This is a genomic window from Nitrosopumilus sp. (genome assembly GCF_025698945.1).
GTDB lineage: Archaea > Thermoproteota > Nitrososphaeria > Nitrososphaerales > Nitrosopumilaceae > Nitrosopumilus.
The window spans coordinates 157,645-171,636 of sequence record NZ_JAILWM010000002.1 but is presented as its reverse complement, the minus strand read 5'-3'; the positions used below and the strand labels follow the sequence as shown (position 1 = coordinate 171,636).

Here is a 13,992-nt window from a genome sequence, read left to right as displayed (position 1 = left end):
TCAACGTGGGGCCGACCGGAATCGAACCGGCGACCTACGGGTCACTACAGCTCCAAACTTACATCATCCGTGAGTCAGTTTAGCTTAGTTTACCTCTGGAGCCCTTAGCGGTGATCTAATCGTAGACACTGTCGCCCTACCAGGCTAGGCTACGACCCCACAATCAAGAATGAAATAGACTTGAATTTTAAGTTATTTTAACCAAGATTTATTTGCATAATCAACGATTTCTCATTGTAAATCAATCATGGTAAAAACAATTTACTTACTTTTAGGAGCAATTCCTGTAATTGCTGCAATTTTACTTTCTGTTCCATTACTAACAAAAAATGAAATCCCTATTTCTGCAGCTAACTCTTATGACAAAATAGAAATTGAATATACAAAGCATCAATTAAAAAAAATTTCTTTTGGTGTAGCTGAAAGAATTGGATCTCAAAAAACTGAAATTCTTTTAATAAAAAATGATGGGGAAGTAAAATATTCTGTTACTGAACAAGGATATCCAAAACCTGACATTCGTTCCAAAATAGATGAAGTAACCTTAAACAAATTAAAAGCAATGATCAAAGAAACTGGATTTATTTCAATCCCATCTGAATCTTTTGTAGTTTTTGATAATGCAAGTGAATATCAAAAATCTAATGTCAAAGTTACTCTTAACGGTCGTGTAAACCAAATCCATTGGCCTGAACAAAACGTCACGTCAAATTTTATTCCTCCAATAATTACTATGGTTGAATCTGAACTAGATCAAATTATATCTAAAATTAGTGAATAGGTACAAATAGGCTGAAGTGAAAATTAGAGTATGCTGCCTTTATCTGGTGAACGTAATGATGCTAAAGGAATAATATCTGAAAAAGTAGATTTTAACGATGTAATTCGTGGCTCATCTACTCTTAAACGTGGATTTGCTCATATGCTAAAAAATGGAGTTGTTATGGATGTTACAAATGTTGAGCAAGCACAAATAGCTGAGGAGGCAGGTGCTGTTTCAGTTATGGTTTTAGACAAACTTCCATCTGAAGTAAGAAAAGCAGGTGGTGTTGCACGAACTGCAAGTATTAGAATTATTGAAGATATTATGGATTCTGTTACCATTCCTGTTATGGCAAAGTGTAGAATTGGTCATGTCAATGAAGCATTGGTTCTTCAAGAAACTGATGTAGATATGATTGATGAATCTGAAGTATTAACTCCTGCAGATGAATCTCATCATATTTGGAAATGGGATTTTACAACACCTTTTGTTAATGGAGCAAGATCATTATCTGAAGCATTAAGAAGAATTGAAGAAGGTGCTGCAATGATTAGAACCAAAGGCGAACCAGGAACTGGAAATGTTGCAGAAGCAGTAACACATATCAAAAAAGTAAATGATGAGCTCCGAACTATAAAATCAATTTATGATTCAGGCGATAATCAAGATCTTGTTAGAATGGCAAGAGAATTCAAAGTTTCATATGATATTGTTGAACAAACTGCTAAACTAGGAAGATTGCCCGTTGTAAATTTTGCAGCTGGTGGAATTGCTACTCCTGCAGATGCAGCATATCTAATGTCATTAGGGTGTGATGGTATTTTTGTTGGTTCTGGAATTTTTAATGCAGATGATGCTAAAGAAAGAGCAAGAGCAATTGTTTTAGCAACAACCTTTTGGAATGAATCTGATAAAGTAAAAGAAGCTCAAAAAATGATTGATGAAAGACAATCTATGTTGGGATTAGATGTTAACACATTAGAATTACGTATGCAAGATCGTGGTGGAACTTCATGAGTGTTTGTATAGGTGTTTTAGCCATACAAGGTGACGTTCAGGAAAACCTCCTATCTGTAAAAAATGCACTAGATGATTTAGGTATCGAAGGAAAGGTAATTGCTGTAAAAACACCTGATGATATTTCTCAAATTGATGGTTTGATTATTCCTGGAGGAGAAAGTACAACAATTGGACAATTATCATTGGTTAATGGTTCGTTGAAAATTTTAAAAGAAAAAATTGAAAATGGAATGCCTGTTCTTGGAATATGTGCTGGTATGATAATGCTATCAAAAACTGCTGATGATCGTGTAGTCGGAAAAACCAATCAACCACTATTGGATATTCTTGATATCAAACTTGAAAGAAATTCTTTTGGAAGACAGCGTGAATCATTTGAATCTGACATATCATTAGATTCTATAAACATTCCAAAATTTAACGGTGTTTTTATCAGAGCTCCATCTGTCTCTGATGTTGGCTCTGATGTTGAAATATTATCAAAACTAAATGATCGAATTATTGCAGTAAAAAAAGGAAATGTAATTGGTACTGCTTTTCATCCCGAGCTTACAACTGATACATCACTACACAAATATTTTGTCAATCTAGTAAAATCAAAAATAAATTAAGACATATCATTACTAAGTAATCTTTTTAACTATTATTCAGCCAAGTTTTCAAAATGGACAAAAAATTTGTATTTTTTGGTATAATGGCATCTATATTACTAGGTGGATCTTTTGGAATTTTTTCAATAGATGAATCATTTGCTCAAAATACTACTGATAAAGATGATTTTGATAAATTTGAAAAACAAATTGAAAAAGTTGAAGAGAAAAAACAACGAGTTGAAGATAAACTAGAAGAGAAAAAACAACGAGTTGAAGATAAACTAGAAGAGAAAAAACAACGAGTTGAAGATAAACTAGAAGAGAAAAAACAACGAGTTGAAGATAAACTAGAAGAGAAAAAGCAACGAGTTGAAGATAAACTAGAAGAGAAAAAGCAACGAGTTGAAGATAAACTAGAAGAGAAAAAGCAACGAGCTGAAGAAAAATTACAAAGATTGGAAGACAAGAAAGCAAAGCTTGAATCTGATAGAAAAAGATTAGAGGAGAAATTAATAGAGAAAGCTAATGACTATAAGCAGAAATTAGAAAAAATTAAAGAAAAATATCAAAATAATATTGAATTAAATCAAGCTAACGATGTTGAGAAATTCTCAGCACTTTCTGATAAATTGGAAAGTAAAATTGAAAACCATTCTGAAAAAATCCGCGAAAAACTGCTAGAAAAATCCGAAAAATTGGATACAAGAACTCAAAAAATTCTTGAAAAAATCAACAGTGGGGACTATTTAGGTAAAAAAATGGGTAAAACAATGATTGATGAATCCTTTGAACTTGTTTTTGATTCTGTAGATGCAACTTCTATTGGAAATGATTCTGAATCATCTTTGCTTACTGGTTTTATGACTTTCAAGACTTTTGATAAAAGTAAATCAAATTTAAAATTGGAATTACAAGAATGTGAAATTTTAGTTGATGATGTTCCTTACAATTGTGGATTTGGAAAGGCCAGAGCCATATCTTCAGGTGATTCTGGAACTAAAGATTCACTTGTCATTATTGCATTTTTAGAAGATAATTTAATGGAAGAAGTACATTCTACGCTTAAAATTTACTTAAATTCTGATTCTCCAATTAACGAAATTGATGGCTCAACTCAAGTTTCACTTCTTGGACCACAAAGTAAAATTTCACACCTGTGGTTTCTTGAAGGTGATGCAACTCTAACAAAGATCATTTCATCTCAAGATGAAATTCCAAATGATACTGCAGATGAAAATTCTAGCTCAGACATTTCCGTTGAATTAAACGAAGATGTTAGTATATCTGGGAATTAAATATGAATACTAAAAATTCTCTGTTTTTTCTAGGATTACTTTTTTCAATATTATTAATGCCAACAAATCCACAACTTTCTTTTGCTGATACAGGATCGATCTTAGTTCATTCATTTGATGTTGCTTATGAAATTGAAAATGGCATTGTTGAATCAATGTATTTAGATCCTGATTTTATAGAATTAATTATTACAATGGATGCCACTTCTGATGGAACTTTTGAAATTACAATTCCTAGAATTCTCTTAGATGCAAAATTTGAAACATCAGATGATATTTTTTTCGTTTTAGTTGATGGTTTTGAAACTGATTATGTTGAAAAAGAAACTTCTTCAACTTCTAGAACTCTCGTAATTCCGTTTTTTGGAGGAGATTCAATAATTGATATAATTGGAACTACAGCACTTAATCCCTTTATTGTAGAGCCAGAAATAGAAATTCCTTCTTGGATAAAAAGTAACGCTGAATGGTGGGCATCAAACCAAATCGATGATGAAACATTCGTTCAGGGTATTCAATATTTGATTAATAATGGAATTATGACTATTCCCGAGACTGAATCTGGAGAATCTTCTGGTAAAGAAATTCCTTCTTGGATAAAAAGTAACGCTGAATGGTGGGCATCAAACCAAATCGATGATGAAACATTCGTTCAGGGTATTCAATATTTGATTACTAATGGAATAATGACTGTTTAATCTGCTAAATTGTGCATAGATTTTAGGTCTTTTTTGAATGATTCTAGGCTTACAGGAATCTCAATTTTAATTGAATCCTTTAAAGATAGATTCTGAGTCTTTTTCTCATTCCAAACTTTGGAATTAAATTCTGTAATCTCTTTTGTTATCTCACTTTTGTTTTCAAGATCTTCTGATACTACCTGTTTTTGTTTGTGAATACTTTCTTTTGAATACAAAATCCCCCAAAGATATTCAGTGATAAACGGTGTTATTGGTGCTAACAATTTTAGAATAGTTGCCAATACTTTGTGTAATGTAAATATTGCACCATCTCTTTCTTCATCAGAAAAACCAATTCCATAGGCTCTAGCTTTTACCATCTCGATATAATGTGCTGCAAAGACATTCCAAGTGAATTCCCTAATTGCAATTGCGGGAATAAAGAAGTTGTATTCATTGTATCCTCTCGTGCATTCTTTTACTAGATTATCCAATTCCGATAAAATCCATTTATCTGACGCATTAGGAGTTCCTGATTTTATTACTGGAAAGCTAGACAAAAATCTTGATACATTCCACAACTTGCTCAAGAATTTCTTTGTTGATTCAATTTTTTGTTCGTTACATCTAAAATCATAACCATGATTAATCTCGCTTGCACTCCAAAATCTAAATGTGTCAGCACCCAATTTTTCAATTACTGGTAATGGATCAATCGCATTTCCTTTACTCTTACTCATCTTCATTCCTTTTTCGTCTAATCCATATCCCATAATCCATGCCTCATCCCACGGTTTTTCTCCTGTTAACTGCTCACATCTGAGAAGTGTGTAGTATAACCAAGTTCTAACAATGTCTTTTGCTTGTGGTCTAATTGATGTAGGATATACTTTTTTGAAAAACTCTTCATCTTTGTTATATTTACTTACAAAAAGTGGGGATACACTGGAATCCATCCATGTATCAAAAGTTCGTTCTTCTCCAACAAATTCCTCAGAATTACACTTTGTGCATTGTTTGATAGGGCATTTCTCTTCCCATGGTCTATAGTATTTTCCAGGCTCAGGAACATGTGCTTCTGAGCAATTTTTACAATACCATATAGGGATTTCAGTACCATAGTATCTTCTTCTAGAAATTGGCCAGTCAATATTGATTGATTCAAGCCAATTCATTAGAATTTGTTTGTGCATTGCAGGATGGAATTTAATTTCAGCTCCCAGTTTTCGCATTTTTTCAATTGATTCTTTTTGTTTTAGATAGTATTCCTCCATTGGAATAATTTCAATTGGAATTTTACTTCTTTCTGAAACAGGAGTCCTATGATTAATGTCTTCAATTTTCTCAACAAATCCATTTTTTTCAAGATCTTCAATAATTTTGGTTCTTGCTTGTTTTGGTTTTAATCCTGCATATTCTCCAGCAACTTCAGTCATTTTTCCATCTAAACCAATTGCAACAATCTCTTCTAACTCTAATTCTCTAAATAATGCAACATCATTTTGATCACCATAACTACAAACCATTACAGCACCTGATCCAAATTCTTGTTGAGCTGAATGGTGGGTTCTTAATTCCACTTCAGCATTTGTAATTGGGACTATGATTTTTTTTCCAATATATTGAGAATATCTTTCATCTTCAGGATTTACAATTATTGTTCTGCATGCACAAAGTAATTCTGGTCTTGTACTTGCAATAATTATTTCCTTGTCTGTGTCTTTGATTTTAAATTTCATATAGACAAGCTTTGTTGCCAAATCTTCGTAAGTAATTTCAGCATCTGCAATTGTTGTTCCTGAAACCCAATCATAGTTATTAGGTCTATTTGCAAGATACACCTGTCCTTTCTTCCATAAATTAATGAAAGTTGATTGAGTCAGTGCTCTATATTCTTCTGAATCTGTTCTGTAATAGTTTGTAAAATCACCACTAATTCCCAAATTTTTCATAATGAGAATCATTTCAGCTTCTAAATCATCAAGTGCCTCTCTGCATAACTTTAGAAATTCTCCTCTCTCTGTTTCCCTCATTCTGATATTGTGTTTTTTTTCAGTGTACAATTCCACTGGAAGTCCATTCCTGTCAATTCCTATAGGGAAATAGACATTTTTTCCAGCCATTCTTGCTGTTCGTGCAATCATATCAATCTGAGAATAATGTGCTGCTGCACCAATATGCCATGGTCTTCCTGATGGATAAGGTGGTGGTGTATCTATGGTATAATTATCATCAGAAGGTGTGAAATCATAAATTTTCTCTTCTTGCCATTTCTTTAGAATTTCTTTCTCTAACTCTGGATTCCATGCCTTTTCTGATATCTTTGGGTCCATTTCTTAACTATCGTGAAATATTTGAAATAATATGAGAGCCTTTATTGTAACCTTCATAGATGTAAACTCCAACTGCCTCAACATTTGATGGCATTTTTGGTGCTAATAGTTTGATAATTTCACTTGAAAGATTCTCAACAGTCGCTTCTCCTTCCAATAGGTATGTTGTGTTTTTTGGAACCTGTAGATCAAACATTCCCTTTGGACCTTCAAACTGAATCTGATAATGCGAATCGTCTTCTTTTCTTAGATATTTTCTATTAATGAAAAATTTATGATCAAAAATATTTACAACTTCTTTGATAATTTTTTTGGCTTCACCAAAATCTAAAAGTAAGTTATCTTTCATTTGTCCTACCAATTCAACCATCACAGATGACGTATGTCCATGTAGGATAGAGCATTTCTCCACTAAAGGTAAGATGTGTGCATAATCAAATGAAAATGATGCATCTTCTAAAAATATTGACCCTGTTTGTGGTGTTTTATCATAAAATACAATATCTTGTAATTCCTTGATTTGTGCAACATATTTTGCATGACCTATTGCCATTACTTTGTATTCAGGAAAGTCTTCTTTGATCTGTTTGTATTTTTCAATATCCTCATCATTATCGATAACTTCGATTAGTCCCTTTTCTGTTTTAAAATCCACTGTAACTTGATTGCCACTCTTTAATGTAATCTTGTGATTGTATTGATACTCTTCTTCTAGAAATGTAAGCATCTGAGCCACTGTTAATTCAGTACGGGTTTTGAGTAAATTTCCATTCTTATCGATATATTTAAAATCTGAATCTAGAATTGTTGGACTTGTGGCCATGTGAAGTCATCTGACTATGGATATAATATAAATTCTGTAATGAATGTGCCTGAAATTCTACAATATTCTCTATTCTAATGAATTTAGAATTTTGGCTAGATTGACATCATTTTTTGTAATGCCTCCAGCGTCATGAGTGGTTAATTCGATAGTTAGTCTGTTATACACATTATACCACTCTGGATGGTGGTTCATTTTTTCAATCTCCATAGCAGCTCTGGTCATAAAACCAAAAGCTTGATTGAAGCTCTCAAATTGAAATTCTTTGTGTAGTTTTTCATTGATTACGCTCCATCCTGGTAAATTCTTTAGTTCTTCAATAATGTCGTTTTCTGATAATCTCATCATATTATTTTAGAAATAATCTTAAATTAAAAGATTGATTCATTACCCTTCTATAGGAACTAATTTTGAACTACAATGAATGAAATGAATAAAAAATTACTTGATAATATTAAAAATTCCATTTCTGAAACTGTTAGTAATAAGAAAATTGGAATTGCTTTTTCTGGAGGTGTTGATAGCACTTTGATTTCAAAAATTTGCTCAGAGATGAATTTTGATATTACTCTGTTGACTATTGGTTTTGTTGACTCTCATGATATCTTATTTGCTAAAGAAGTAAACTCCTTTCTGAAATACCCTCATCATGTTTTAGAAATTGATCCTAAAACTTTTCCTGTTATCGCTAAAAAGATTCACGAAACAATAAAGACTGAGAATCTTTCATGGAATGAAAATTGTATTGCGTTTTATTATGTCTCTAAACTAGCAAGCAGTTTGAATCTTGATACTGTAGTAACAGCAAATGGAATTGATGAATTATTTTGTGGATATAATGCATATAGAGAGGCATTCTCTGGTGGGGAATCTGAAATAATTGATGTAATGAATACTAAATTAGATAATGAACTAAAAATGATGAAGGCTGTAAATCTAATTGCGTCTGAATTTGGAATAAAAATACTACAGCCATTACTTTCTACTAATTTTATAGAATATGCAAAAACTATTCCCATCTCAGAGAAAATCCATGATTCTGAAGATTTGTATCGTAAACACATTATTAGAAAATTAGCAAGTGAAATTCAAGTACCTGAAATTTCTTGTACTAAGCGAAAAAAGGCGTTACAATATGGTTCTAAAATCCACAAAGCATTACTAAAAACTAGATAAATTTACTAACTATTTTTTTAACTGATTTCTCTACATTACTAATGATTGCAGGTGATGCACCAAGGTGTTTCTCTGGTGAAAAAATAGAATCAATTTCTTTATCAGTTAATTTTGAAGTAAATGCCTTGTCATTTTTGATTGCATCAATGTATTGTATTCCTTTATCATTTGCCTCAAATGCAACTCGTTGAACATCTTTGTATGCAACAAATCTTGGTACTCCTTTTTTGATCAGTGCCTCAAGTACAAATTCCGCAAAGATTTGCCCCTTTGTGATGTACAGATTATCTACAATTCTTTTCTCATTTACCATCAAATTTGAAACAATTCTAGTCATAGTTTCAAGCATCTCATCAACTAGAATGGACACTGTTGGGAGTACAAATCTCTCATTTGCAGAATTTGATAAATCTCGTTCATGCCATAATGGAATATTCTCAAATGCTACTGCAACTTGACTTCTAACTAGTTTGGATAATGATGATACTCGCTCACTTTTGATAGGGTTTCTCTTTACTGGAACTGCACTGCTTCCCATTTGCCCTTTCTTGAATTGCTCTGCAACTTCTCCAATTTCTGTTCTCTGCAAATTCCTAATCTCTACTGCAATTTTCTCCAAAGTTGCACCTATTAATGCCAACTCAAATACATATTCTGCATATCTTTCTCTTGGAACAATCTGAGTTGTAACTTCTGCTGGGTATAATTTTAGTCGTTTAGCTGCTCTTCTTTGAACTTCAAGTGATTTTGCACCCATTAGAGAACCTGTACCAACAACCCCCAATGTTTTACAAATCAAAATTCTTTTTTTAATTCCTTCAATCCTCTCAACATGTTTTGCCATCTCTGCTGCCCAATTTGCAAACTTTAATCCAAATGATATGATACTTGCATGCTGACCATGTGTTCTACCAACCGCTGGAATCTTTGAATATTTTGCAGCTTTTTTTGCAAGAATTGATGCCATCTTTGCAACTTTTGGTTCTATAATTTGCAGTGCATCTCGCATCTGCATTGAATTGCTTGTGTCTACTAAGTCATTGCTTGTTAGACCATAGTGAATCCAAGGCCTTGCATTTTTTGAGCATTTTTCACTAAGTGATTCAACTAGTGCTGCAGTATCGTGATCACTTTTTGCCTCTAACTCTTTGATTCTTTTAGCTGTAATTTTTCCAGATGTTGCCGCTCTGTTGATTTCTTTGCCTATACTTTTTGAAATCATTCCTATTTCGCTTTGAGAAATAGCAGCAGCACCTTCAATCTCTAATTGATAATCTATTTTCTTTTGTTCGCTAAAGATTACCATCATTTCTTTAGTGCCATAACGCCCATTATCAATAGGTAAAATTGCCAATACATCTAGTCATAATACATCGAAAATAAATCTACTCCTGTTATCAGAACTTAATCTATTCTGTCTCTTAATTGATGACAATCACAATTGCAACCTTTTTGACATTTTACCCGCTTGCAATCTGAACAAATATTTTTTCTCCAATATGGCGCAGTGTTCATTCTAATATCTCTGAGTTATCTTGAAAGTTCCTTTTTTTACTTGAAAAAGAATTTTGATTAAATATAATGTCCAAATTCCCAATAAAATATAATATAGAAAACTTAGATCAGGCTCTTCTGATATAACCTCTTCTTGGACCTCTTTGGATAGCTCAAAAGGTGGAATGTATACAATTCCAAGTAAAATTGGAATTCCTAACAATACAATTATTGGTATTACCATAATATTTCCTAATTATATGGGCTATAATTTGTGTATATTTTTGCTACAGAATGAAAATACATATTTCGAATATCTTCTTCAGGACTCACAGCTAACAAATTAACAATATCTGTTGCAGTAATTATCCCAACTACATCTCCATTTTGCATGACAGGTAATTTTCTAACGCCCTCTTCATGCATAAGATCTGCTGCAGTTCTAATTGTTTCATCAGAATTAATTGTGAGAACTGGTGATGACATTATTTTTTTTATTGGTGTTGTGATTTGATATGCATGTGCTGCAACTTTAACTGAAAAATCTCTGTCAGTAACTATCCCAACAGGTTCATTATTTTCCATTATAATTACAGCTCCTACTTTAGCATCTTCCATCATTTTTGCTGCTTCATTTACTGTAATTGAGGAATCTACTGAAATTACTGATTTTGTCATAATGTCACCAATTGTGATACTTTTAGCATCTTTCATTTTATTGTATAATGTTTGATTTGATATTTGATAGTCTTCTAGAATATCAAAGTTGAAAATCATGCCAGATAATCTCAATTTACTTTAAAAGAAAAATTATCCAAATTACTTTGTGGCAATAAAAATTAAAAAAATTCTTGTTCCTTTAGATGGTTCTTCAAATTCCTACCGTGGTCTTGATGTTGCAATTCATATGGCAAGGCAATGCCAAGCAAGTATTACAGGATTGTATGTGTTAGGTATTACAAAACCAAATCCTAATGATCCGATTTCTCCAGTTGAAAAAGTACTTTTAGAATATGCTCAAAAAATTATGAAAAAATCAAAGTTAATTGCAGCAAAAAAAGGAATTTTGTTTTATGATAGAGTGTCTTATGGTGATGATGAAAAAAGAATTGTTGAAATTGCTGAAAAACAAAATTTTGATCTAATTGTGATTGGCTCTAGAGGAATGGGGGCTGCAAAAGAAATCTTTCTTGGAAGTACCTCTAATTATGTCTTGCACAAATCTAAAAAGCCAGTTCTGATAGTAAAATAATCTATTAGTTAATAACGTGATTTTCTTACAGTAGCTACTTTCTTTTGGGATCTTGGTTCTTTTGTTTTTGCTCTGGCTTTACTTACCTTGCCTTCTTTTTTAACAGGTTTTCCACTTCTTCGTGCGGCCCTTGATGCACTTGCTCTGATTTTTTGCTGTTCATTTTGCTCATCAATTTCTTTTTGAGTTAATTTACCTCTAGCCATGTATAATGAATTATTTTATAATAGATAAATTAGATCACTGATCTCATGTATGGTTCTAATTATCTATTTTTAGCAAATGAGCCTTGATGATCTGTTAGACAGCAACCACATTGTTTTGTGTAGCATTCATCAACTTTTTCATGACCACAAGAACCACAGTGACAAAATGGATCACTACTCATAATAATTCTCTCTTTTCATTGAACTTAAAATTATCTTTGATTATCAAAAATCAAAACACAACAATAATTTTATTTTATTTTTGCTTGATTCCTGTATCTTGTAAAACCCACTCTAGAGCTTTAAAGTAACCTTGTTTGAAATTTTTTTCATCAATTTCCCAATCAGGTTTGGCTCTTAATTCTGCAAGTAACTGATTTGCTTTTTGTGTGATTGTTGCTTCATCTAACATATTTATTGATAATTTTTTAATTAATTTAAAATTATTCTCTTCACTCTTCTGATGATTTAAATTGGATTGAAAGTAAATTTTACCGATACTTATGTCCAATATTACTCCAAAGAAAATTGGAGAAAATCAATACCAAATTGAAGCTGATTCTAATTTGGGAATGAAAGTACCTGTTCGGATTTATGCTGATGAGCCATTATTGCAGAAAATGCTTACTGATAGAACTATTATGCAGGCACGAAATGTCTCCTCAATTCCTGGTATAGTTGGACATAGTGTAGTTTTGCCTGATGGCCATGAGGGTTATGGATTTCCTGTAGGTGGAGTAGCTGCAATGGATGCTGAGGAAGGAATGATAAGTCCAGGTGGTGTTGGATATGACATTAATTGTGGAGTTCGATTGCTTCGCTCAAATTTAACTGAGGATGAAGTTCGCTTAAAACTAAAAGAACTAGTTACTGATCTTTTTAGCTCAATTCCTTCTGGTGTTGGCTCTAAGGGTGCAGTAAAGCTTAGTCATTCTGAGCTTGATGAAGTATTGGTTAGAGGAGTCAACTGGGCAATTGATCATGGATATGGTTCAACTGATGATTCAGATGTTTGTGAAGAGAATGGTAAAATTGCAAATGCTGATCCTAACAAAGTTTCTGATAAAGCAAGAAAACGAGGAGCCCCCCAACTTGGTAGTCTGGGTTCAGGAAATCATTTTCTAGAAGTACAGAAAGTTGCAGAAATTCATGACGAAGTTGCAGCTAAAAGAATGGGAATTGAAGAAGGAACCATTACAGTTTTGATTCACTGTGGTTCTAGAGGATTTGGACATCAGGTGTGTAGTGATTATCTTAGAGTATCAGAGCAGTCCATGGAAAAATACAACATTAACTTACCCGATAGAGAACTTGCATGTGTTCCAAATACTTCAGAAGAAGGTGAATCATATAGAAAAGCAATGTTTTCTGCACTAAATTTTGCATGGAGTAATAGACAAATGATCACTCATTGGACTAGGAAATCCTTTGAGCGAGTCTTTGATAAATCAGAATCAGATCTTGAAATGAATTTAGTTTATGATGTTGCACATAATATTGCCAAAGTTGAAAAACACAAAGTAGGTGGTGTGGAAAGGAAGCTTGTGGTTCATAGAAAAGGAGCAACAAGAGCATTTCCTGCTAATCGTGATGAAATTCCATCAAGATATCGTGATTTAGGGCAACCAGTACTGGTTCCAGGCTCAATGGGTACTGCAAGCTGGATTTTACTTGGGCAGCCAAATTCAATGGATTTGAGTTTTGGCTCAACTGCTCATGGGGCAGGAAGAACCATGTCTCGCTCAAAAGCAAGACGAGATTATACTGAAAATGATGTTAAAAAATCCCTAAATGATAAGGGCATATTTATCAAAGCATTGACCCGTGATGGTGTTGTCGAAGAGACTCCTCAGGCATACAAAGACGTTGATGCAGTAGTAAATGTCTCTCATAATCTGGGAATTGCTACCAAAGTTGCTAAATTGATTCCAATAGGTGTGATAAAAGGTTGAGCGAAGAAGATTCTGAACTTGAAAGACTTAAAGCAAAAAGATTAGCAGAGATGCAAAAAAATATCTCTACAAGAAAGAAGATTGAACCCTCTAAAGAAAATCAAAAAAAACCCCAAGCCAATCCAAGAGATTTTCTAGTAAGTAAATTGGGATTTAGAGGATTAGAGGTTTTAGAAAATGCTGAATCGCAATTTCCTAATGAAACAAAAATGATTATAATGAAATTATCTGAATTAATTAAATCTGGTGAAATAAATGAAGTAATTGATGGTGGAAAGTTACTTACTCTGTTTAGATCAATTGGTCTTAATGTAAGAATGCAAACTAAAATCAATGTTGAACAAGACGGAAAATTCGTATCATTAAGTGATAAACTAAGTGCCCACTCTGAAGAAAGTGATTAAA

The 13,992-nt window shown here is 32.7% G+C and carries 17 protein-coding genes, 1 tRNA gene and 1 pseudogene; 9 read left to right on the top strand and 10 right to left on the bottom strand.

Annotated features, from left to right (window positions below):
• Nucleotides 1-6 precede the first annotated feature (6 nt).
• Nucleotides 7-159: transfer RNA gene (locus K5790_RS06250), tRNA-Trp, on the bottom strand.
• A gap of 88 nt (nt 160-247) precedes the next feature.
• Between K5790_RS06250 and K5790_RS06245 the strand changes: the two genes are divergently transcribed.
• From K5790_RS06245 to K5790_RS06225, 5 genes and pseudogenes are all read left to right on the top strand, one after another.
• Entirely contained in the window at nt 248-781 is a 534-nt protein-coding gene (locus K5790_RS06245) for a hypothetical protein (RefSeq protein WP_297593384.1), read from the top strand.
• Between the two features lie 30 nt (nt 782-811).
• The gene (gene pdxS, locus K5790_RS06240) at nt 812-1,780 is read left to right on the top strand and encodes a pyridoxal 5'-phosphate synthase lyase subunit PdxS (RefSeq protein WP_297593382.1); all 969 of its coding nucleotides are present in this window, start codon (nt 812-814) and stop codon (nt 1,778-1,780) included.
• A complete protein-coding gene (gene pdxT / locus K5790_RS06235) occupies nt 1,777-2,394 on the top strand; it encodes a pyridoxal 5'-phosphate synthase glutaminase subunit PdxT (RefSeq protein WP_297593380.1) in 618 nt (205 codons plus the stop codon). Before pdxS ends, pdxT begins: the two co-directional genes overlap by 4 nt.
• A 53-nt stretch (nt 2,395-2,447) precedes the next feature.
• Complete coding sequence (locus K5790_RS06230) at nt 2,448-3,671, top strand: apolipoprotein A1/A4/E family protein (protein WP_297593378.1); 1,224 nt, start codon at nt 2,448-2,450, stop codon at nt 3,669-3,671.
• 422 nt (nt 3,672-4,093) lie between these two features.
• A pseudogene (locus tag K5790_RS06225) lies at nt 4,094-4,369 on the top strand (peptidase); the annotation flags it as partial.
• Here the strand turns inward: K5790_RS06225 and K5790_RS06220 are convergent.
• From K5790_RS06220 to K5790_RS06210, 3 genes are all read right to left on the bottom strand, one after another.
• A complete protein-coding gene (locus K5790_RS06220) occupies nt 4,366-6,684 on the bottom strand; it encodes a valine--tRNA ligase (RefSeq protein WP_297593376.1) in 2,319 nt (772 codons plus the stop codon). The pseudogene K5790_RS06225 and the gene K5790_RS06220 overlap by 4 nt on opposite strands.
• Nucleotides 6,685-6,691: 7 nt before the next feature.
• Nucleotides 6,692-7,507 (bottom strand): 6-carboxytetrahydropterin synthase, encoded by an 816-nt coding sequence (locus K5790_RS06215; protein WP_297593375.1) that lies wholly within the window; start codon nt 7,505-7,507, stop codon nt 6,692-6,694.
• Nucleotides 7,508-7,576: 69 nt separating this feature from the next.
• The gene (locus K5790_RS06210; RefSeq protein ID WP_297593373.1) at nt 7,577-7,855 is read right to left on the bottom strand and encodes a 4a-hydroxytetrahydrobiopterin dehydratase; all 279 of its coding nucleotides are present in this window, start codon (nt 7,853-7,855) and stop codon (nt 7,577-7,579) included.
• A 72-nt stretch (nt 7,856-7,927) separates the two neighbouring features.
• Here K5790_RS06210 and K5790_RS06205 point away from each other — a divergent pair, with 72 nt between their 5' ends.
• On the top strand, nt 7,928-8,683 hold the full coding sequence (locus K5790_RS06205) for an asparagine synthase C-terminal domain-containing protein (protein WP_297593371.1): 756 nt from the start codon (nt 7,928-7,930) through the stop codon (nt 8,681-8,683).
• On the opposite strand, the gene purB is transcribed toward K5790_RS06205, so the two are convergent.
• The 3 genes from purB to K5790_RS06190 form a co-directional block, all read right to left on the bottom strand.
• Entirely contained in the window at nt 8,676-10,037 is a 1,362-nt protein-coding gene (purB, locus tag K5790_RS06200) for an adenylosuccinate lyase (RefSeq protein WP_297593370.1), read from the bottom strand. The genes K5790_RS06205 and purB overlap by 8 nt on opposite strands.
• A 162-nt stretch (nt 10,038-10,199) precedes the next feature.
• Nucleotides 10,200-10,421 carry a hypothetical protein gene (locus K5790_RS06195; RefSeq protein WP_297593369.1) on the bottom strand — a complete coding sequence of 74 codons (222 nt, stop codon included), beginning with the start codon at nt 10,419-10,421 and terminating at the stop codon, nt 10,200-10,202.
• A gap of 8 nt (nt 10,422-10,429) precedes the next feature.
• Nucleotides 10,430-10,891 (bottom strand): CBS domain-containing protein, encoded by a 462-nt coding sequence (locus K5790_RS06190; RefSeq protein ID WP_367182871.1) that lies wholly within the window; start codon nt 10,889-10,891, stop codon nt 10,430-10,432.
• Between the two features lie 112 nt (nt 10,892-11,003).
• Here K5790_RS06190 and K5790_RS06185 point away from each other — a divergent pair, with 112 nt between their 5' ends.
• On the top strand, nt 11,004-11,429 hold the full coding sequence (locus K5790_RS06185) for a universal stress protein (RefSeq protein WP_297593366.1): 426 nt from the start codon (nt 11,004-11,006) through the stop codon (nt 11,427-11,429).
• A gap of 8 nt (nt 11,430-11,437) precedes the next feature.
• Here the strand turns inward: K5790_RS06185 and K5790_RS06180 are convergent, their stop codons facing one another.
• The 3 genes from K5790_RS06180 to K5790_RS06170 form a co-directional block, all read right to left on the bottom strand.
• Nucleotides 11,438-11,635 (bottom strand): hypothetical protein, encoded by a 198-nt coding sequence (locus K5790_RS06180; RefSeq protein WP_297593364.1) that lies wholly within the window; start codon nt 11,633-11,635, stop codon nt 11,438-11,440.
• 59 nt (nt 11,636-11,694) lie between these two features.
• Nucleotides 11,695-11,817 (bottom strand): hypothetical protein, encoded by a 123-nt coding sequence (locus tag K5790_RS06175; RefSeq protein WP_297593362.1) that lies wholly within the window; start codon nt 11,815-11,817, stop codon nt 11,695-11,697.
• Between the two features lie 74 nt (nt 11,818-11,891).
• Nucleotides 11,892-12,047 carry a hypothetical protein gene (locus K5790_RS06170; RefSeq protein WP_297593360.1) on the bottom strand — a complete coding sequence of 52 codons (156 nt, stop codon included), beginning with the start codon at nt 12,045-12,047 and terminating at the stop codon, nt 11,892-11,894.
• A 91-nt stretch (nt 12,048-12,138) separates the two neighbouring features.
• On the opposite strand from K5790_RS06170, the gene K5790_RS06165 reads away from it, so the two are divergent.
• Together K5790_RS06165 and K5790_RS06160 are read left to right on the top strand one after the other, a co-directional pair.
• On the top strand, nt 12,139-13,587 hold the full coding sequence (locus K5790_RS06165) for an RtcB family protein (RefSeq protein ID WP_297593358.1): 1,449 nt from the start codon (nt 12,139-12,141) through the stop codon (nt 13,585-13,587).
• On the top strand, nt 13,584-13,991 hold the full coding sequence (locus K5790_RS06160) for a DNA-binding protein (RefSeq protein WP_297593356.1): 408 nt from the start codon (nt 13,584-13,586) through the stop codon (nt 13,989-13,991). The genes K5790_RS06165 and K5790_RS06160 overlap by 4 nt, the downstream gene beginning before the upstream one ends.
• Nucleotide 13,992 lies beyond the last annotated feature (1 nt).

Bases quoted from the DNA above. Each gene is read 5' to 3' on its own strand.
- K5790_RS06245 (WP_297593384.1), top strand. From the start codon at position 248: ATGGTAAAAACAATTTACTTACTTTTAGGAGCAATTCCTGTAATTGCT.
- pdxS (WP_297593382.1), top strand. From the start codon at position 812: ATGCTGCCTTTATCTGGTGAACGTAATGATGCTAAAGGAATAATATCT.
- pdxT (WP_297593380.1), top strand. From the start codon at position 1,777: ATGAGTGTTTGTATAGGTGTTTTAGCCATACAAGGTGACGTTCAGGAA.
- K5790_RS06230 (WP_297593378.1), top strand. From the start codon at position 2,448: ATGGACAAAAAATTTGTATTTTTTGGTATAATGGCATCTATATTACTA.
- K5790_RS06220 (WP_297593376.1), bottom strand. From the start codon at position 6,684: ATGGACCCAAAGATATCAGAAAAGGCATGGAATCCAGAGTTAGAGAAA.
- K5790_RS06215 (WP_297593375.1), bottom strand. From the start codon at position 7,507: ATGGCCACAAGTCCAACAATTCTAGATTCAGATTTTAAATATATCGAT.
- K5790_RS06210 (WP_297593373.1), bottom strand. From the start codon at position 7,855: ATGATGAGATTATCAGAAAACGACATTATTGAAGAACTAAAGAATTTA.
- K5790_RS06205 (WP_297593371.1), top strand. From the start codon at position 7,928: ATGAATGAAATGAATAAAAAATTACTTGATAATATTAAAAATTCCATT.
- K5790_RS06195 (WP_297593369.1), bottom strand. From the start codon at position 10,421: ATGGTAATACCAATAATTGTATTGTTAGGAATTCCAATTTTACTTGGA.
- K5790_RS06190 (WP_367182871.1), bottom strand. From the start codon at position 10,891: ATGAAAGATGCTAAAAGTATCACAATTGGTGACATTATGACAAAATCA.
- K5790_RS06180 (WP_297593364.1), bottom strand. From the start codon at position 11,635: ATGGCTAGAGGTAAATTAACTCAAAAAGAAATTGATGAGCAAAATGAA.
- K5790_RS06175 (WP_297593362.1), bottom strand. From the start codon at position 11,817: ATGAGTAGTGATCCATTTTGTCACTGTGGTTCTTGTGGTCATGAAAAA.
- K5790_RS06170 (WP_297593360.1), bottom strand. From the start codon at position 12,047: ATGTTAGATGAAGCAACAATCACACAAAAAGCAAATCAGTTACTTGCA.
- K5790_RS06165 (WP_297593358.1), top strand. From the start codon at position 12,139: ATGTCCAATATTACTCCAAAGAAAATTGGAGAAAATCAATACCAAATT.